The 18,002-nt window shown below is 69.5% G+C and carries 20 protein-coding genes; 9 read left to right on the plus strand and 11 right to left on the minus strand.

Annotated elements, in window-relative coordinates:
• Together VF330_RS35425 and VF330_RS35430 are read left to right on the plus strand one after the other, a co-directional pair.
• Window positions 1–372, plus strand: a 372-nt coding sequence (locus VF330_RS35425) for a L,D-transpeptidase (protein ID WP_330856100.1), incomplete at its 5' end; no start/stop codon positions are given.
• A gap of 70 nt (window positions 373–442) precedes the next feature.
• Window positions 443–853 (plus strand): L,D-transpeptidase, encoded by a 411-nt coding sequence (locus tag VF330_RS35430; protein ID WP_330856101.1) that lies wholly within the window; start codon window positions 443–445, stop codon window positions 851–853.
• A gap of 60 nt (window positions 854–913) precedes the next feature.
• Here VF330_RS35430 and VF330_RS35435 read toward each other — a convergent pair whose 3' ends face one another.
• Entirely contained in the window at window positions 914–1,852 is a 939-nt protein-coding gene (locus VF330_RS35435; RefSeq protein ID WP_330856102.1) for a Glu/Leu/Phe/Val dehydrogenase dimerization domain-containing protein, read from the minus strand.
• Window positions 1,853–1,962: 110 nt separating this feature from the next.
• Between VF330_RS35435 and VF330_RS35440 the strand changes: the two genes are divergently transcribed.
• Entirely contained in the window at window positions 1,963–2,424 is a 462-nt protein-coding gene (locus VF330_RS35440; RefSeq protein WP_330856103.1) for an Lrp/AsnC family transcriptional regulator, read from the plus strand.
• A gap of 9 nt (window positions 2,425–2,433) precedes the next feature.
• Here the strand turns inward: VF330_RS35440 and VF330_RS35445 are convergent, their stop codons facing one another.
• Window positions 2,434–3,402, minus strand: a complete 969-nt coding sequence (locus VF330_RS35445; protein WP_330856104.1) for an NAD(P)/FAD-dependent oxidoreductase — start codon at window positions 3,400–3,402, stop codon at window positions 2,434–2,436.
• Window positions 3,403–3,463: 61 nt separating this feature from the next.
• On the opposite strand from VF330_RS35445, the gene VF330_RS35450 reads away from it, so the two are divergent.
• Both VF330_RS35450 and VF330_RS35455 read left to right on the plus strand, forming a co-directional pair.
• Window positions 3,464–4,858, plus strand: coding sequence for a class II fumarate hydratase (locus tag VF330_RS35450; protein WP_330856105.1), 1,395 nt, complete (start codon window positions 3,464–3,466; stop codon window positions 4,856–4,858).
• Between the two features lie 151 nt (window positions 4,859–5,009).
• Window positions 5,010–5,237, plus strand: a complete 228-nt coding sequence (locus tag VF330_RS35455; RefSeq protein ID WP_330856106.1) for a hypothetical protein — start codon at window positions 5,010–5,012, stop codon at window positions 5,235–5,237.
• Between the two features lie 28 nt (window positions 5,238–5,265).
• Here the strand turns inward: VF330_RS35455 and trhA are convergent, their stop codons facing one another.
• Window positions 5,266–5,937, minus strand: coding sequence for a PAQR family membrane homeostasis protein TrhA (trhA, locus tag VF330_RS35460; RefSeq protein ID WP_330856107.1), 672 nt, complete (start codon window positions 5,935–5,937; stop codon window positions 5,266–5,268).
• Window positions 5,938–6,014: 77 nt separating this feature from the next.
• Here trhA and VF330_RS35465 point away from each other — a divergent pair, with 77 nt between their 5' ends.
• Window positions 6,015–6,794, plus strand: coding sequence for an isoprenyl transferase (locus VF330_RS35465; RefSeq protein ID WP_330856108.1), 780 nt, complete (start codon window positions 6,015–6,017; stop codon window positions 6,792–6,794).
• A gap of 60 nt (window positions 6,795–6,854) precedes the next feature.
• Here the strand turns inward: VF330_RS35465 and VF330_RS35470 are convergent, their stop codons facing one another.
• A complete protein-coding gene (locus tag VF330_RS35470) occupies window positions 6,855–7,124 on the minus strand; it encodes a hypothetical protein (protein ID WP_330856109.1) in 270 nt (89 codons plus the stop codon).
• Window positions 7,125–7,213: 89 nt separating this feature from the next.
• Window positions 7,214–7,486: a hypothetical protein gene (locus tag VF330_RS35475; protein ID WP_330856110.1), complete on the minus strand. Its 273-nt coding sequence runs from the start codon at window positions 7,484–7,486 to the stop codon at window positions 7,214–7,216.
• 229 nt (window positions 7,487–7,715) lie between these two features.
• Between VF330_RS35475 and VF330_RS35480 the strand changes: the two genes are divergently transcribed.
• Complete coding sequence (locus tag VF330_RS35480; protein WP_330856111.1) at window positions 7,716–8,966, plus strand: DUF885 domain-containing protein; 1,251 nt, start codon at window positions 7,716–7,718, stop codon at window positions 8,964–8,966.
• 389 nt (window positions 8,967–9,355) lie between these two features.
• Entirely contained in the window at window positions 9,356–10,660 is a 1,305-nt protein-coding gene (locus tag VF330_RS35485) for a PhoH family protein (RefSeq protein ID WP_414675530.1), read from the plus strand.
• A 62-nt stretch (window positions 10,661–10,722) separates the two neighbouring features.
• Here VF330_RS35485 and VF330_RS35490 read toward each other — a convergent pair whose 3' ends face one another.
• The 5 genes from VF330_RS35490 to VF330_RS35510 all read right to left on the minus strand — a co-directional run bounded on the left by VF330_RS35490 (window position 10,723) and on the right by VF330_RS35510 (window position 16,425).
• Complete coding sequence (locus VF330_RS35490) at window positions 10,723–11,493, minus strand: ABC transporter permease (protein ID WP_330856113.1); 771 nt, start codon at window positions 11,491–11,493, stop codon at window positions 10,723–10,725.
• Entirely contained in the window at window positions 11,490–12,443 is a 954-nt protein-coding gene (locus VF330_RS35495) for an ABC transporter ATP-binding protein (protein ID WP_330856114.1), read from the minus strand. The genes VF330_RS35490 and VF330_RS35495 overlap by 4 nt, the downstream gene beginning before the upstream one ends.
• Before the next feature lies 1 nt (window position 12,444).
• Complete coding sequence (locus VF330_RS35500) at window positions 12,445–13,884, minus strand: GuaB1 family IMP dehydrogenase-related protein (RefSeq protein ID WP_330856115.1); 1,440 nt, start codon at window positions 13,882–13,884, stop codon at window positions 12,445–12,447.
• A gap of 31 nt (window positions 13,885–13,915) precedes the next feature.
• Entirely contained in the window at window positions 13,916–14,698 is a 783-nt protein-coding gene (locus VF330_RS35505; protein WP_330856116.1) for a GNAT family N-acetyltransferase, read from the minus strand.
• Between the two features lie 200 nt (window positions 14,699–14,898).
• Window positions 14,899–16,425: an ATP-dependent DNA ligase gene (locus VF330_RS35510; protein WP_330856117.1), complete on the minus strand. Its 1,527-nt coding sequence runs from the start codon at window positions 16,423–16,425 to the stop codon at window positions 14,899–14,901.
• 90 nt (window positions 16,426–16,515) lie between these two features.
• Here VF330_RS35510 and VF330_RS35515 point away from each other — a divergent pair, with 90 nt between their 5' ends.
• Window positions 16,516–16,641: a hypothetical protein gene (locus VF330_RS35515; RefSeq protein WP_330856118.1), complete on the plus strand. Its 126-nt coding sequence runs from the start codon at window positions 16,516–16,518 to the stop codon at window positions 16,639–16,641.
• Here VF330_RS35515 and VF330_RS35520 read toward each other — a convergent pair.
• Window positions 16,638–17,993, minus strand: coding sequence for a PLP-dependent aminotransferase family protein (locus VF330_RS35520; RefSeq protein WP_330856119.1), 1,356 nt, complete (start codon window positions 17,991–17,993; stop codon window positions 16,638–16,640). The two genes, VF330_RS35515 and VF330_RS35520, sit on opposite strands and share 4 nt — an antisense overlap.
• Window positions 17,994–18,002: the final 9 nt, after the last annotated feature.

An 18,002-nucleotide genomic window follows, 5' to 3' on the forward strand; every position in this document is an offset into this window, starting at 1 on the left:
CCGCCCCCGCCGGTCGTGAAGCCCACGCCGTGCACCATCAGCGACGGCGCGTGCATCCAGCTCTCCACGAACCAGACGTGGGTCCTGCGCGGCGACAAGATCGCCTACGGTCCGGTGCCGATCACGCACGGGCGCAGGGGCTACGAGACGCCGCTGGGCAACTTCCCGGTGCTGCGCAAGGTGAAGGACGAGTGGAGCCGGCCGTACAACGGCCCGATGCCGTGGTCGACGTACTTCACCCAGAGCGGCATCGCGTTCCACGAGGGTTCGCTGACCGAGCCGTCGCACGGCTGCATCCACCTCGACCGCGCGTCGGCGCAGTACTACTTCACGAACCTCGCGATCGGCGAGTCGGTGCAAGTGGTCGCCTGACGGCGTTTCCATAACTCTATGATTCAGATCACCCCAGAGTGGTTACTCCACTACCGAGGGGTGATGAGAGATGCGAGTTCTGATCGCGACGGTGCTCCTGATCCTCGGTTTCGCAGTTCCCGCGCAAGCGCAGGCGGGATGCACCGTCCACAACGGAGCGTGCCTCGTGAAGAGCACGAACCAGGCGTGGCTGGTCTACAACGGCAACGTGAGCTACGGGCCGGTGCCGATCAGCCACGGCAAGCCGGGGTACGAGACCCCGGTGGGCACGTTCTCGGTGCTGCGCAAGGTGAAGAACGACTGGAGTGTCCCCTACAACGGCCCGATGCCGAACGCGGTGTACTTCACCACGACCGGTATCGCGTTCCACCAGGGCGACACGGCGGTCCAGTCGCACGGCTGCATCCGGATGTCCTGGGACGCCTCGCAGGTGTTCTACGACAACCTCATGGTCGGCGAGCAGGTCCAGGTCCTTCCGTAACGGCTCCGTCCGACAGCTGCCCACCGGTGGAGGCGCCGGTGGGCAGCAGCACGTCGTCCGTCAGCGGTTCGCGAGCAGCTTCCGCACGGTGTCCTCGATGACGTCCACCCGCCGCAACGCCGTGTCGTGGTCGTCGCCGTCGTCTTCCCGTGCCAGCGTGTAGATCACGCCTCCCGCGCTGGCCACGTGGTCGGGCACCCACACGATCCCGCGCTCTGCCAACAAGTTCGCGACGCCGTCGTCGGTGAGCTGGTTGTTCGCCGGTCCCACGACCAGTCGCACGTCCAGCTCCCGCACGGTGTCCGGGCTCAGCACCCCGCCCACCGCCGCGGGCACGAGCACGTCGGCCTTGACCTTGTACGCCTCGTCCGGGTGCACCCAGCCGAACCGGTCGCTCCGCCTGCTCTCGTCCACATCGGACACTGTGATGTCGGCGCCGGGGAGTCCTTCCGCGATCAGCTCGCCGACTGACCCGAACCCGCTGATGACGACCTTCCTGCCGGTGAGGTCGGCCGTGCCGAAGGTGTGCTCCGCGGCCGCTTTGAGCGCCGCCAGGACACCTCGCGCCGTCGGTCCGCTCGACGACCCCGTGCCGCCCTGGTCCTCCGGCAGGCAGTAGGCCCACGGCGTGAGCTCCCTGAGCACCGCCATGTCGTCCGGTCCGGTGCCGACGTCCGGACCCGCCCGGTAGGCGCCGCCGAACTCGTTGACCAGGTCGGCGTGGTCGAGCAGCACGTCCCGGCGCTGCTCCGGCGTGAGCGGCCGGTCGGCGACGATCACGCTCTTGGCCCCGCCGTGCGGGATCCCCGCCGCCTCGCACTTGAGCGTCATGGCCTTCGACAACCGCAGCACGTCCGTGACGGCGTCGGTGATCTGCCCGTACGCCTTCATCCTGCACCCGCCGACCGCCGGCCCCGCCGCGGTCGAGTGGATGGCGACCATCGTGGTCACCCCCGACCGCTTCCCCGTGCGGACCACGAGACGCTCGTGTTCCCACATCTGCGTTCCTCCCGAACTTCAGTCATGCTTTGACCTCGAAGTTAGGGTGAACGCCAGTTCGGTTGACTGTTTCCCGAACTTGATTCGGCAGCGGCTTTCAGGGGTGTGCGGTGGATGAACTTGATTCGGCGATCGTGCGGGAACTGCAGCGCGATGCCCGGCAGTCGAACCGAGACATCGCTCGCAAGGTCGGCGTGGCGCCGTCGACCTGCCTGGAACGCACCCGCCTGCTGCGCGAACGCGGTGTGATCCGCGGCTACCACGCCGACATCGCCCCGTCCGCGCTGAACCGGGGTGTGCAGGCGCTGGTGTCCGTGCAGGTCCGTCCGCTGAGCCGGGCCGTCATCGACAGCTTCAAGGCGTTCGCCGCGGGACTGCCCGAGGTGCAGGCGGTGTTCGTGATGGCGGGCAGCGACGACTTCCTGATCCACGTGGGCGCCCAGGACAACGAGCACCTGCACGCGTTCCTGTTCGACAAGCTCAGCCCCCGCAAGGAGATCGTGGGCTTCCGCACGTCGATCATCTTCCAGCACCTGGCCAAGCACGACCCGGCACCGCTGCCGGGTCTGTGAGCCCCGCGCTCAGCTCGCGTCGCTCGAGTGCCCGGGGAAGAGGTGCGCCGACGGGTTGAGCAGGACCGCGATGTTGTTGACCGCGGTCGCCGCCTCGCCGAAGCCGGTGGCGATGAGCTTCACCTTGCCGGGGTACTGCGCGACGTCGCCCGCCGCGTAGATCCGGTCGATCTTGGTCTTCATCGTGGTGTCGACGACGACCGCGCGGTGGTCGAGCTCCAGCCCCCACGACTCGATCGGCCCGAGGTCGGCCGTGAACCCGAGCGCCGCCACCACGGTCTGCGCGGGCAGCGTTCTGGCGTCCTCGCCCTTGACCTTGACGTCCACTTCGGACAGCAGCTCGCCGCGCAACGCGAGCACCTCGGCGTCCGTGATGATCTCGACGCCGAGCTCGCGCACCTGCCGCACCGTGGCGGCGTGCGCGCGGAAGTTGGCCCTGCGGTGGACGATCGTGACGCTCGCGGCGATCGGGTGCAGCGCGAGCGCCCAGTCGAACGCCGAGTCGCCACCGCCGACGATCACGACGTGCTGGCCGGCGTGCTCGGCCAGCACGGGCACGAAGTGCACCATGCCGCGCCCCAGCCACCCGTTGCCCGCGGGCAGCGGACGCGGGTTGAACTCCCCCATGCCGGCCGTGATCAGCATGGCCTTGGCGTTGAGTGTCGTGCCGTCCGCGAGCCCGATCCGCAGACCGTCCTCAGTGGACTCACAGGTCCGCGCCTGCCGCCCGAGGAGGTAGTCGGGCTTGAACTGCGCCGCCTGCTCCACCAGCCCGTTGACCAGATCGCGCCCGCGGATCGCCGGGAACCCCGCGACGTCGAAAATCATCTTCTCCGGGTACATCGCCGTGACCTGCCCGCCCGGTTCCGGCAGGGCGTCGACGACCGCGACGTTCATTTCCCGGAAGCCTGCGTAGTAGGCGGCGAACAACCCCGTGGGACCAGCACCCACGATGAGGAGGTCGACGTCACGCTCCATGAGAGGGCCCTTCTGCCAGTGGTGGGTGGCAGTGCTGTGATCGACGATAGAGACTCGTGGTATGTCTGAACAGGAGTACCGCGTCGAGCACGACACGATGGGTGAGGTCCGCGTTCCGGTCGACGCATTGTGGCGCGCCCAGACCCAACGCGCGGTCGAGAACTTCCCGATTTCCGGTCGAGGCCTGGAACGAGCCCAGATCAGGGCCCTGGGCCTGCTCAAGGGCGCCGCGGCCCGCGTGAACGCCCGCCTCGGCGTGCTGCCCGACGACGTGGCCTCCGCCATCGCCACCGCGGCCGACGAGGTGGCCGCCGGTTCGTGGGACGAGCACTTCCCGGTCGACGTGTTCCAGACGGGCTCGGGCACGTCGTCGAACATGAACGCCAACGAGGTCATCGCCACCCTGGCGACGCGCGCGCTGGGCCGCGACGTGCACCCGAACGACCACGTCAACGCCTCGCAGTCGTCCAACGACACCTTCCCGACGACCCTGCGCGTCGCCACCACCGAAGCCGTGGTGACCGACGTGATCCCGGCCTTCTCCCACCTGCTGGAGGTGCTGGAGTCACGTGCGGCCGAGTGGTCGTCGCTGGTGAAGTCCGGCCGCACGCACCTGATGGACGCCGTGCCCGTGACGCTGGGCCAGGAGGTCGGCGCCTGGGCGTCCCAGGTCCGCTACTCGGTGGAACGGCTCTCTTCGTCGGTGCCGCGCCTGGCCGAGCTCCCGATCGGCGGCACGGCAGTCGGCTCGGGCCTCAACGCCCCCGCGGAGTTCGGCGCCCTGGTGGCAGCCGAACTGGCGACCGCGACGGGCCTGCCCCTGACGGAGGCCCGCGACCACTTCGAGGCCCAAGCCACCCAGGACGGCGTGGTCGAGATCTCGGGCCAGCTCCGCGCCTCCGCCGTGGCGTTGTTCAAGATCGCCAACGACCTCCGCTGGCTCGGCTCCGGCCCCCGCACGGGCCTGGGCGAACTGGCCCTGCCGGACCTCCAGCCGGGCTCGTCGATCATGCCGGGAAAGGTCAACCCGGTGATCTCGGAGGCCACGATGATGGTGGTGGCCCAGGTGATCGGCAACGACGCGACCGTCGCGTTCGCCGGCTCGCAGGGCAACTTCCAGCTGAACGTGATGCTGCCGGTCATCGCCCGCAACGTCCTGGAGTCGTCCCGCCTGCTGGCCGCCGTGGCCCGCCTGCTCGCCGACAAGGTGCTGGCCGGCACCGAACCCCAGGTGGCGCAGATGCAGGAGTACGCGGAGTCGTCGCCGTCGATCGTGACGCCGCTGAACCGCTACCTCGGCTACGAGGAGGCGGCTTCGATCGCCAAGCAGTCGCTGAAGGAGCGCAAGACCATCCGCGAGGTGGTGCTGGAGCGCGGACACGTGCCTTCGAAGCTGAGCGAGGAGCAGCTGGACGCCGCTCTGGACGTGCTGCACATGGCGCGCGGCGGTCGTTGAGGCTTTGAGGTCCGGTGCCGGGTCGCCCGGCACCGGATCGGGGTCAGGAGTACATCGCGAGCCAGAGGGTGATGTGGGCTCCACCCAAGAGCAAGAAGGAGTTCCCGCCGGTCGCCGTCACGCTGCCCTGGGAGAAGCCGGACAGGAGTACGTGCCGCAAGACGACGGGATGCACGCCCTACGGCACCTCTATGCGTCCGCTCAGCTGGAGGGCGGCGTCTCGGTCAAGGCGCTCTCAGTGAACCTCGGCCGCCACGACCCCGGCTTCACGCTGCGCGTCTACACGCACCTGATGCCGTCCAGCGGGGACAAGAGCAGGAAGGCCGCCAACGCGCTTTTCAAACCGAAGAAGCGGGCTGACGGCCTGGAGACGGCCTGACAAGATCAAGCAACAACGAAACGCCAGGTCAGGAGTACATCGCGAGCCAGATGGCGATGTAGTGGCAGATCGCCGCCACCACGGTCGCCGCGTGGAAGAACTCGTGGTACCCGAACACCTGCGGCCACGGGTTCGGCCACCGGGTCGCGTAGAACACGGCCCCCACGGTGTAGAGCGCCCCGCCGACGAGCAGCAGCACCAGGGCCGCGACGCCGGCGTGGTGCAGCAGCTCGGGTAGCACGAACACCGCTACCCAGCCGAGCGCGATGTAGATCGGCACCCCGAGCCACCTCGGCGCGTGCGGCCAGGCCAACTTCAGCGTCACGCCGAGCAGCGCGCCGATCCACACCACCCACAGCACGGTCGAGCCGGTCGAGGGGTTCATCGCCAGCAGGGCGAACGGCGTGTACGTGCCGGCGATGAACACGAAGATCATGGAGTGGTCGAGGCGTTTCATCCACGTGCGGACGCGTTCGGACGTCCACGTCACGCGGTGGTAGAGCGCCGAGACGCCGAACAGGCCCAGGACGGTCAGGCCGTAGACCGAGGTGGCCAGGGCCGCTCGTGCGGACACCGTGGACGCGGCGAGGGCGATGAGGGTCGCGCCTGTCGCCACCGAGGCTATGAACGACCAGAGGTGCAGCCACCCACGAAGGCGCGGCCGCAGTCCGGGCTGTGGAGGAATGGTCGCTGTCGTCACAGGACCTTAGGTTACGCGACCGTAGGTTTCGGGCCGCTGCCCAGTGATGAAGCCCGCACGGCGTACGCTCTTCTGGCGTGGCACTCCGGACCCGTGTGAAAGACGTCGCTATCCACCTCTACGAGTGGATCCTCCGGCGCGAGTTGAGCGGGACACAGGTTCCCCAGCACGTGGGCGTGGTCCTCGACGGCAACCGCAGGTGGGCCAAGGAGGCCGGGTTCACCGACGTCGCGGACGGGCACCGGGCCGGGGCGCGCAAGATCCTCGAGCTGCTCGAGTGGTGCGGTGACGCCAAGGTGGAGGTCGTCACGCTCTGGATGCTGAGCACCGACAACCTCAACCGCGACGCCGCGGAACTGGCTCCGCTGCTCGACATCATCGCCGACATCACCGACGAGCTGGCCGAGGACGGCAACCCGTTCCGCGTCCGCCACGTCGGCGCGATCGACATGCTGCCCGCGGAGCACGCCGAGCGGCTCACGAACGCCGCGAACAAGACCAAGAACCGCACCGGCATCCAGGTCAACGTCGCCGTCGCGTACGGCGGGCGGCAGGAGATCGCGGACGCCGTGCGGAAGCTCCTGCAGGCGCACGCCGAGCGCGGCGGCACCATCGAGGAGCTGGCCGAGGTGCTCGACGTCGACCACATCGCGGAGCACCTCTACACCTCCGGGCAGCCCGACCCCGACCTGATCATCCGCACGTCCGGTGAGCAGCGGCTCTCCGGCTTCATGCTCTGGCAGTCGGCGCACTCGGAGTTCTGGTTCTGCGAGGCCTACTGGCCCGGTTTCCGCCGCACGGACTTCCTGCGGGCGATGCGCGAGTACGCCAAGCGCCACCGCCGTTACGGCAGCTGAGACGTCGAAGGGGCGCCCACCGCGAGGTGGGCGCCCCTTCGGAGCAGTCAGCAGACGTGACTAGTCGTTCCAGCCGTACCAGTCGTCGCCGTCCTCGATGCCGCCGGCGGCGCAGGACTCGGTGATGGAGGGCGAGTTCACCGGAACAGCCGCACCCAGCACGCCGACGTTGTTGCCGCACACGCCGCCGGTCAGGTTCAGGTTGTTGGCGTTGCCGACGACCAGGAGGGGCGCGTTGTCCCAGTGGTAGCCGGGGTCGGCCATCGCGGTGGAACCGACGGCCATGAACGCCGCAGCGACGCCGAGAACGGCGGCAGCCTTCTTCAGCACGATTTTCTCCTCATGAAGGTTCAAAACGGTTTAAAACAATCCGGGAGCGCCAGAAATGGCGCCCCCGGACGCAGATCTGAAAAGCGAGGTCAGCCCTCGTCGACGACGCCGCCGGCGGCGCACGACCCGGTGAGCGACGGCGAGTTGATCGGCACAGCCGCGCCGAGGACGCCGACGTTGTTGCCGCAGGCGCCGATCGTGCCGTTGAGGTTGTTGCCGTTCAGCAGGACCAGCAGCGGGCCGTTCGACCAGTGGTAGCCCTGGCCGGGGTAGTCCTGGTGACCCTCGCCGGCCATGGCGGCCGGGGCGAACGCGAGCGACAGCGCAGCAGCGGCAGCAACCGCGGCAATGGCCTTCTTCACGTCATTCTCCTTCATGTCGGGTTATCCCCGTCATTTCCGGAGTCTTCGGGGATCTCCGGAGCGGTGGGGTCTCCGGGCAGAAACGCTATAGGCAGTGATCGCAATCGGCCGCCCGAGTGACACCATTGTGTGACGACATGATCAACAACATTCCCCGATCAGGTGGTCGTCGTTTCGGCATTCGGTCGCGCGCAAAGCGCTGTGGTAGACGCTCTACGCTCTCCGACTCATGGACGCTGACGAGCTGGTTCGCGGATATCTGGTGCTCGGGCTGCGGCTCGGGCGCCTGGTGTCCGGGTTCGTCGACTCGTTCACCGGTGACCCGGCACTGAGCCGCGCCGTCGACAACGAGCCGCGCCTGCACCCCAGGGCGTTGGGCGGCCACGCGCGGCAGCTGCGCAGGGAACTATCCGGCAGCAGCCTCAGTGAGCAGCGCAAACAGTTCCTCGACGCGCACCTGCGGGCGCTGGAGTGCACCGCGCGCAAGCTCGACGGCGAGCGCGTCTCGTTCGTCGACGAGGTCGAGCAGTACTTCCAGGTCCGCGTCCGCCCCGGCGACGAGGACGCGTACGCGCAGGCCCACCGCAGGCTCGACGCGGTCCTCGCGGGACCGGGCACGCTGGCCGACCGCCTCCAGGCCTTCCGCACGGCCGACGAGGTGCCCGCGCGACGGCTCCAGGGCGCGGTGCAGGCCGTCTCCAGCGCGTTGAGGGACCGCGTGCGGCAGAAGTACGCGCTGCCCGAGCAGGAGATCGTCGAGTACCAGGTCGTCACCAACAAGCCGTGGAGCGGCTTCAACTACTACCTCGGCGGCTACCGCAGCCGGGTCGCGGTGAACGCCGACCTGGGCCACCGCATGTCGAACCTGCCGCACCTGGTCGCGCACGAGTCGTACCCCGGCCACCACACCGAACACTGCCGCAAGGACGCCGGGCTGGTCGCCAAGCGCGGGTACGCCGAGCAGTCGATCTTCCTGATCAACACGCCGCAGTGCCTGATGGCCGAGGGCATGGCCGACCTCGGGCTGCACGCCGCCGTCGGGCCGGGCTGGGGCGTCTGGGCGGAGCAGATCTTCGGCGACCTCGGGTTGCGAATGGACGGCGAACTGTCCGAAAAGGTCGAGTCGGCGGCGGCGGGCCTGCTCACCGTCCGGCAGGACGCCGCCCTGCTGCTACACGATCGAGGTGCGGATCAGGATGACGTTGTTGCGCATCTGCGCAGGTGGCTGCTAGTGCCCGAGCGCCGGGCACGGCAGATGGTTCGTTTTCTGGCGGATCCGCTGTGGCGCGCGTACACCACGACGTACGTCGAGGGAGTCCGGCTCGTGAGGGCCTGGCTGGACGTCCGCGCGCCTGGAGAAGCGCTCGACTCCCGCTATCTGAGACTTCTCGACGAGCCCCTCGTGCCGAAATCGCTCGAGAACGAAGTCAGGGACGGTCTTTCGTGGCTCGCGCGCAACGCCCACGAAAACAGCATCTGACCAGTGCGAACACGTCTGCGGTCACGTTTCGGACAGCTTTCGGGCAGATGACGAGTTCGGATTCACCTGTGTGGCTTCGTGCCGATGGGGCACTTCCACAGGTAACTTCGAAACCGGCGGGACGCGACCACTGCGGACCGCGCAGGGAGGCTCTGATCGTGGCAGATGACGTCGCGAGGGGGCCGGCACCCGGCCCTCGTGGTCGACCTGCCTGACGCCTTCACCGGCGGATGGCGAGACGACCGATCAGGGTGGTGCCTGGCCCAGCGAGGAGCGGACGCGGGTGCCGCGTTCGTGAGGGAGTTGCCGTGAACGCACGACGTCCCGCGAGCCGTTCCTCAGGCTCATCGCGCAGTTCTTCCTCCCGGCGCAAGTCCGCCGCTCCGGCCATCACGACATATGTGCTGGACACGTCGGTACTGCTGTCCGATCCCCTCGCCCCCACCAGGTTCGCGGAGCACGAGGTCGTGCTCCCGCTCGTGGTGATCAGCGAGCTGGAGGGCAAGCGCCACCACCCCGAACTGGGCTGGTTCGCGAGGGAAGCACTGCGTCTGCTCGACGACCTGCGCTTGCGGCATGGTCGCCTCGATTCGCCGATCCCCATCGGGGATCTGGGAGGCACCTTGCACGTCGAGCTCAACCACTCCGACCAGGAGGTGTTGCCATCAGGTTTCCGAACGGACTCCAACGACGCCCGAATCCTCGCCTGCTCCCTCAACCTCGCGGCTGAGGGGCGCAACGTCACCCTGGTGACGAAGGACATGCCGCTGCGGGTCAAGGCCGGATCGGTCGGCCTGCCGGCGGAGGAGTACCGGGCGCACGACGTCACCCTGTCAGGCTGGACGGGCATGTCCGATCTGGACGTTCCCCAGTCCCTCGTGGACGGCCTGTTCAAGGAGAACGTCGTCGACCCGACCCAGTACGAGGACCTGGAGCACATCGCCGAGCTGCCCTGCCACACCGGACTGAGGTTGCTGGCGGGCACGTCGAGCGCTCTGGGCCGGGTGACCGCGGACAAGCAGATCAGGCTGGTGCGCGGAGATCGGGAGGCGTTCGGACTGCACGGGAGGTCCGCTGAGCAGCGGATCGCGCTGGACCTGCTGCTCGACGCCGATGTCGGCATCGTCTCGCTGGGCGGACGTGCGGGCACCGGCAAGTCGGCGCTGGCGCTGTGCGCCGGCCTCGAAGCGGTGATGGAACGAAGGCAGCACCGGAAGGTCGTGGTGTTCCGGCCGCTCTACGCGGTGGGAGGCCAGGAGCTCGGGTACCTGCCCGGCAGCGAGAACGAGAAGATGGGGCCGTGGGCGCAGGCGGTGTTCGACACCCTCGGCGCGCTGGTGAGCCAGGCAGTCGTGGAGGAGGTGATGGACCGCGGGATGCTCGAGGTCCTGCCCCTCACCCACATCCGCGGCCGTTCGCTGCACGACTCCTTCGTGATCGTCGACGAGGCGCAGTCGTTGGAGCGCAACGTGTTGCTGACCGTGCTGTCGCGGCTGGGCAGCAACTCGCGGGTGGTGCTGACGCACGACGTGGCGCAGCGCGACAACCTGCGGGTCGGCCGGCACGACGGCGTGGCGGCGGTGATCGAGAAGCTGAAGGGACACCCGCTCTTCGCCCACGTCACCCTGACCCGCTCGGAGCGCTCGCCGATCGCGGCCCTCGTGACGGAGATGCTGGAGGACTACGCCTCCTAGCGTCCTGAACGAGGAACGGCCCCGCGCTCGCGTTGCGCGGGGCCGTTCTCGTCGCTGTGCGGCTAGTCGAGCGCGCGCTTCATGAACCCGCGCAGGCCCAGGCCGCCGAAGCCCGCGATCGCCACGACGAGCACGAGCAGCACCACCGGCAACGGGATGTGCGGCACGCCCGGCACCAGCTCGGCGCGCATGCCCTCGCTCACGTACGTCAGCGGGTTGAGCGCGCAGATCACCTTGAACCACAGCAGGTCGTCGCTGAGCGACCGCCACGGGAACTGCGCGGAACCCGTGAAGAGCAACGGGGTCAGGATGACCGCGAACATGATGTTGACGCGCCGCGCGGGCACCGACGTGCCGATGACCATGCCGACCGAGCCGCCCGCGAGGCAGCCGAGGACGACCACCAGCAGTGCGCCGGGAAGGCCCTCCCAGGCCCAGTGCACGTCGAGCATGACGAACCCGACCGGCACCATCAGCAGTGCCGCGACGAACCCGCGGATCGCGCCGAACACGATCTTCTCCACCGCGACGAGCGGGATGGCGATCGGCGCGAGCAGCCGGTCCTCGATCTCCCGCGTCCACGAGAAGTCGAGCACCAGCGGCAGCGTCGTGTTCTGCAACGCGCCCAGGAACCCGTTCATCGCGATGATGCCGGGCAGCAGCACCTGGGCGAAGTCGCCCTGGACGTACCCGACGTCGCCGAGCACCTTCGCGAAGATGAAGAGGGTGAAGAACGGCTGGATGATCACCTGCGCGAGGAAGCTCGGCAGCTCGCGGCCCGTGACGAACACGTCGCGCCACAGGATCGCCCGGAACGTCGTCAGCTGGCTCACCGCAGCTCCCTGCCGGTCAGGTGGATGAACACGTCCTCCAGGCTGGGCTTGCCGATCGCGACGTCGCTGACGACGACGTCGAGGTCGCGCAGCACGTTCAGCACCGCGGGCAGCGTGACGGACGTGTCGGCGTCGGTGTAGACGCGGAACATGGCGCCGAGCTCCTCGACGCGCTGCACGTCGTCCACTTCGGACAGCGCCTGGACGATCTTCGCGGACTCGTGGCCGTTCGGGCTCACCGTGACGCTGACGGTGGTGCTGCCGGGCAGGTTCCTGGTCAGCTCCTCCGGCGTGTCGAGGGTGAGCAGCTTGCCGTGGTCGACGATGCCGACGCGGTCGCACAGCTTGGCGGCCTCGTCCATGTCGTGCGTGGTCAGCACGACCGTGACGCCCTCGTCGTGCAGGGCGGTGACGCGTTCGTGGACGAAGAGGCGGGCCTGCGGGTCGAGGCCGGTGCTCGGTTCGTCGAGGAACAGCACCTTCGGGCGGTGCATGAGCGCGCGGGCGATCATCAGCCGTTGCGCCTGGCCGCCGGACAACGTGTCGACGAGCGCCTTCGCGTGGTCCTTGAGGCCCATGCGTTCGAGGATGTCGTCGGCGAGCGCTTCGCGTTCCTTCGACCCGATGCCGTGGTAGGCCGCGTGGAACAGCAGGTTCTGCCGCGCGTTGAGCGAGCGGTCGAGGTTGTTGCGCTGCGGCACGACGGCGAGCAGCTGCCGGGCGCGCTGGGAGTCGGCGACCACGTCGACGCCCTCCACGAACGCCTGCCCCTCGGTGGGGCGGACGCGCGTGGTCAGCACGCCGACGGTGGTCGTCTTCCCCGCTCCGTTCGGGCCGAGCAAACCGAACACCTCACCGCGGCGGACGGTGAAGCTCAATCCGTCGACCGCCGGTTTTTGTCCGGGTTTGTAGATTTTGCGGAGATCTCTTACCTCGACCGCTTCGTCCATTTCACCATCCCCCTGGCAGGGGCCGTCCTTCCGCGAACCCAGCCGCAGACTGGATGCCGAGAACTGCCCTGGTGTGGAATTCCTCCAGCGAGGTCGCGCCGGCATACGTGCAGGCCGAGCGGACGCCGGAGGTTATCGCATCGAGCAGGTCCTCCACACTCGGGCGCACCGGGTCCAGGCGCATCTTCGACGTGGAGATGCCTTCCTCGAACAACCCCTTCTTGGCGCGGTCGAACGCGTTGTCGCTGCGCGTGCGGGCCGTCACGGCTCGTTTCGACGCCATTCCGAACGATTCTTTGTAGAGATTTCCGCGCTCGTCGCGCTGCAGGTCGCCGGGGGACTCGTAGGTGCCCGCGAACCAGCTGCCGACCATGACGCTGCTGGCACCGGCGGCCAACGCCAGCGCCACGTCGCGAGGATGCCGCACGCCGCCGTCGGCCCAGACGTGCTTGCCGAGCCTGCGCGCCTCGGCCGAGCACTCCGCGACAGCGCTGAACTGCGGCCGTCCGACGCCGGTCATCATGCGCGTGGTGCACATGGCGCCCGGCCCGACACCGACCTTGATGATGTCCGCGCCGGCCTCGACCAGGTCCCGCACGCCCTCCGCGGTGACGACGTTGCCCGCCGCGATCGGCACGTCCGGGTTCGCCTCCCGCACCGCCTTGATAGCGGTGATCATCTTCTCCTGGTGGCCGTGGGCGGTGTCCACGACGAGGACGTCCACACCGGCCTTGATCAGCGCCTCGGCCTTGGCCCGCACGTCGCCGTTGACCCCGACCGCGGCGGCGATCCGCAGCCTGCCGTCGCCGTCGGTCGCGGGCTTGTAGACCTCGGCGCGCAACGCGGTGAGCTCGGTCAGCACACCGCTGAGCCGGTCCTGCCCGTCGACGCCGAGCGCGATCTTGTGCGTGCTGTGGTGGAGCTTCTCGAAGACCTCCTGCGGCTTGGTGCCGAGGGGCAGTTTCAGCACGTCGGTGTTCATCACGTCGCCGAGACGCGCGAACCGGTCGACGCCCGTGAGCGCCGCCTCGTCGACGACCCCGAGCGGCCGGTTCCCGTCGTCCACGACCACCACCGCGCCGTGTGCCCGCTTGTGGATGAGGTTCCACGCGTCGGCCACCGCGTCGCCCGTGGTGAGCGTCAGCGGGGTGTCCCAGACCGGGTGCCGCTCCTTGACCCACGAGGTGATCTCCGCGACGGCCTCCGTCGGCACGTCCTGCGGGATGACGACGATCCCGCCGCGCCGCGCGATGGTCTCGGCCATCCGCCGCCCGGCCACGGCCGTCATGTTCGCGACGACGATCGGGATCGTGGCCCCGGTGCCGTCCGAGGTGGAGAGGTCGACGCCGAACCGGGACTCCACGGCGCTGCGGCCGGGGACGAGGAACACGTCGTCGTAGGTCAGGTCGTAAGAGGGTCGATGCCCTTCGATGAACCGCACGTGCTTCCACGCTACCCGTCTTCGCAGGTTCTCACGGTGTCCAGACGTACCCGGTGGTCGTGGTCACCGCGACGAACCCGAGCCGCTCGAGGATGGGCCGGCTGTCCTCGGTGGCGTCGACCTGGAGGTACTCGACGCCTCGCCGGAGCGCCACCTCGGCCCGGTGGGCGATGAGCGCGCGGTAGATGCCCTTGCCGCGCCACTCGGCCAGTGTGCTGCCACCCCACAGACCTGCGAACGCGGTGCCCTTCACGACCTCCAGCCGTGCCGACGACACGATCCTGTTCTGTGCTTCCGCGAGGACGATGACGGTGTCCGGGTCGTCCTTCTTCTCGACCAGGTAGTCGACGAGGTAGCTGACGTCCTTGCCGAACGCCTCGCTGGACGACGCGACGGCTTTCCGGATGTCGGCCTCGTCCCTGGTCTCGCGCAGCGTGATGCGCTCTTCGAGGCGGACGGGCGCGGCCATCTCTGCGGCCCTGCCGATGAGCACCGTCTCCCGGCCGTCCGACTCGAAGCTTGCTTGCACGAGCCGTTCGGGCAGGTCAGCCGGGCTGTCGTGACCCCAGGTCTTCCACTCGAAGTCCTGGCCGCGGGCTTGGAAGAAGTCGCGTTGGCGGGCGATGAGCTCGTCCAGGTCGCGGCCGGTGACGCCCAAATCGGGCGATCCCGCGACGAAGCCCTGCCTCTGCGGCCAGGACACCCGGTGGACCGGGCCGTCGCGGTCGACGGTGGCCTCGGGGTCGCGGGAGGTCCACTCAGCGGAGCGGGCCTGGTCGTCGAACGCGCGGAGGAGCGCGGCAGCGTCGGTCACCGGGCGGACGGTATTGGCGAGCGGGGACGGGTCGCACGCGATTTTCGCCGGTGGAGCGGGGTGGGACAGGGCGGGACAGGCAGGGTGGCGGGCGGCGCGAGGAGACGGCGAGGGCCTGCGGACGGGCTGTCCGCCGCGGCGCCGCCCCAGCTCCACCTCCGTCTGCCCAGCGCCGCCTGCCCAGCGCCGTCTGGTCACCCTCAGCCCTGCGGCGGTTGCGCGCTTGGCAGCAGGGCCCTCACCTCGTCGATCGTCGTCGCCTCCGACGGGTCCTTGTCCGGGCGGTAGCGCACCACGCGGGCGAAGCGCAGGGCCACTCCGCCGGGGTAGCGCTGCGAGACCTGGACGCCGTCCAGCTCGATCTCGATGACGAGCTCCGGGCGGACCATGACCACCCACTCGCTCTCGGAGGTGGCGATCTCCTGGAGTGCCTTGGTCTGCCACTTCAGCAGCTCGTCGGTGAGGCCCTTGAAGGTCTTGCCGACCATCACGGGCGGGCCGCCGTCCGGGTCGCGGGCGCCCAGGTGCAGGTTCGACAGCCAGCCCTGGCGGCGGCCACTGCCCCACTCCACGCCCAGCACCACCAGGTCGAGGGTGTGGACCGGCTTCACCTTCTGCCAGGCGCTGCCTCGGCGGCCGGCGGCATAGGGCGAGGTTAGGGACTTCACCATCACGCCCTCGTGGCCCGCGGCCAGGGAGGCCTTCACCACCTCGGACGCCTGTGCGGGCGACGGGTCCAGCACGCCGGGGATGACGTGGGCGCCCGCCACCTGTTGCAGCGCCGCCAGGCGTTCGCGCAGGGGTGCGTCGAGCAGGTCCTCGCCGTCGAGGTGCAGGCAGTCGAAGAAGTACGGGTGCAGGAGCAGCTCGCGTTCGTCCTGCGCGCCGAAGCGGCTCATCGTCTCCTGGAACGGGCGTGGCCTGCCCTCGTCGGTCAGGGCCAGGGTCTCGCCGTCGAGCACCACGGACGTGCACGGCAGGCCGCGGACCAGCTCGACCAGTTCGGGCACGGTCTTGGTGATCTCGCGCAACGTGCGCGTGAAGATGTGCACCTCGTCGCCCGAGCGGTGCACCTGGATGCGCGCGCCGTCGAGCTTGTGCTCCACCACGCAGCTGCCGAGCTCCTCCAGGGCCTCGTCCAGCGACTCCGCCGGCGAGGCGAGCATCGGGCGCAGCGGGCGGCCCACCTCCAGGCGGAACGCCTCCAGCGCCTCGGCACCGCCCTCCAGCGCCGTCACGGCCGTCTCCGGCAGGCGGCCGGACAGCATGAACGCGCGGCGCACGGTCTCGCCCGGCACGTCGGCCGCCGAGGCGATGGCGTCGAGCATCACGCCTTCCAGCGCGCCCTGGCGCAGCTCGCCGGTCAGCAGCCGGCGTAAGAAGTCCTGCTCCGCCTCAGTGGAACGGGCGAAGAGCGCGGTCAGCAGGTCGACCCTGCGCTGCGCGGAGCCCTTGCCGGACGTTCCCGCCACCTCGGCCAGCGCGGCGTCGACCTCGGCGACCGTGAGCCCGGCCGCGGCGGCCGGGGGCACGGCGAGGTCGACGACCGTGCGCCAGCCGGTGCCGATGCGACCTTGCCGCGGCGTGCCGATGAGGAAAGACACCACCGCGACCACGACGTCGGCGGTCGCCGAGCGCAGCAACGCCGACAGCGCCTTGACCTTGGCCAGGCGCGACCGGGTCGCCGCCACGGCGGCCGACGTGTCGACTACTTCGGAGAGGAGCACGGATCCATGGTGCACCCGAGCACTGACAATTTCTCGAGACGCGGGCTAGGCTGGCCCGACCAACGGTTCTACCTGGGGGTTTACCGAGCCATGCGCGCCTTCATCGCTGCCGTCCTCCTGTTCGCCGCCGTTCTCACCGCTCCCGGCGCCGGCGACCGCGAACACGTCCTCGGCGCCGACGCGGACCTCAGCGCCAAGCGCGAGCACATCCTCTAGACCTCCCAGGAAGTGGCCGCGATCTCCCCGACCGCCTCGCGCAGCCGGTCGGGGGACAGTGCCGCGTACCCGAGCACCAGCCCCGGCCGCATCGGCGTGCGCGTGTACTGCGCCAACGCCCACACGTTCACCCCACGCGACTCGAGCCTGCTCTTCAACGCGAGGTCGTCCGTCCCGTCCGGCATGCGCAGCACTACGTGCAACCCGGCCGCCACACCGACGGCCTGCCATCCGGGCAGATGCTCCGCCACGGCTTCCAGCAGCGCATCCCGCCGCGCCCGGTAGAGCGCGCGCGTACGGCGCAGATGCCGGTCATAGCCGCCCGTGCGCAACAGGTGCGCGAACGCGGCCTGCGGGATCGTGCCGGTGCCCATGTCGTTGTACTGCTTGCGCCGCACGATGTCCTCGCGCAGGCGTTCCGGCACCACCAGCCACCCGAGCCGCAACGCGGGCGCGAGCACCTTGCTCGTCGTCCCCTGGTACACGACGTGGTCGGGCGCGAGCGCCTGCAACGCCCCCAGCGCCGGCCGGTCGTAGCGGTGCTCGGCGTCGTAGTCGTCCTCGATGATCAACCCGTTCCGCTCGCGCGCCCACTCCACGAGCGCGCGCCGCCGTTCCGGGTGCAGCACCATGCCCAACGGGAACTGGTGCGCGGCCGTCACCAGCACGGCGCGACAGTCCGTTCGCGACAGCAGGTCGACCCGGATTCCCTTGTCATCAACAGGAATTGGCACGGTGTTCAGCCCGTGCGACCGCAGCATGTGCTCGCTGCCGAAGTGGCTGGGTTCCTCGATCGCGATGCTGCCGTCCAGAACCCGCGCGGTGAGCTGCAACCCGTCCGCGGCGCCGTTGGTGATCACCGCATCCCGTGCCACCACGGCACGAACCCGCGCCAGGTAGTCGACGATCTCCCTGCGCAGCCCCACGAACCCGGCCGGGTCCGGGTAGGCCAGGTCGTCGTCCGGCAGCTCGGCCAGCGCGGCCCGGTGCGCGGAAACCCATTCGGCACGCGGGAAGGCGCCCAGCGCGGGCAGCCCGGGCCGCAGGTTGTACCGCCACCGCCGCGGTGGTTCCGGCACGCCGCACGCGCCCGCGGGCCCGAGGCTCGCGACCGTGGTGCCCGAACCCCGGCGCGAGGTGAGGTACCCCTCGGCCACGAGCTGCGTGTACGCCGACGTCACGGTCCCGCGCGCCACCCCGAGCTGCGCAGCGAGGTCCCGGCTCGACGGCAGCCGCGTGCCCGGCACGAGCCGTCCGTCGCGGATCGCCCTGCGCAGCTCGACTTCCACGCCGCGCCGCCGCTGGTGCCCGGGCAGCAGCAGCTCGCGAAAAGTGGTCCAGTTCGTGGCCATTGAAGTGGA

The organism is Lentzea sp. (assembly GCF_036380075.1).
GTDB lineage: Bacteria > Actinomycetota > Actinomycetes > Mycobacteriales > Pseudonocardiaceae > Lentzea.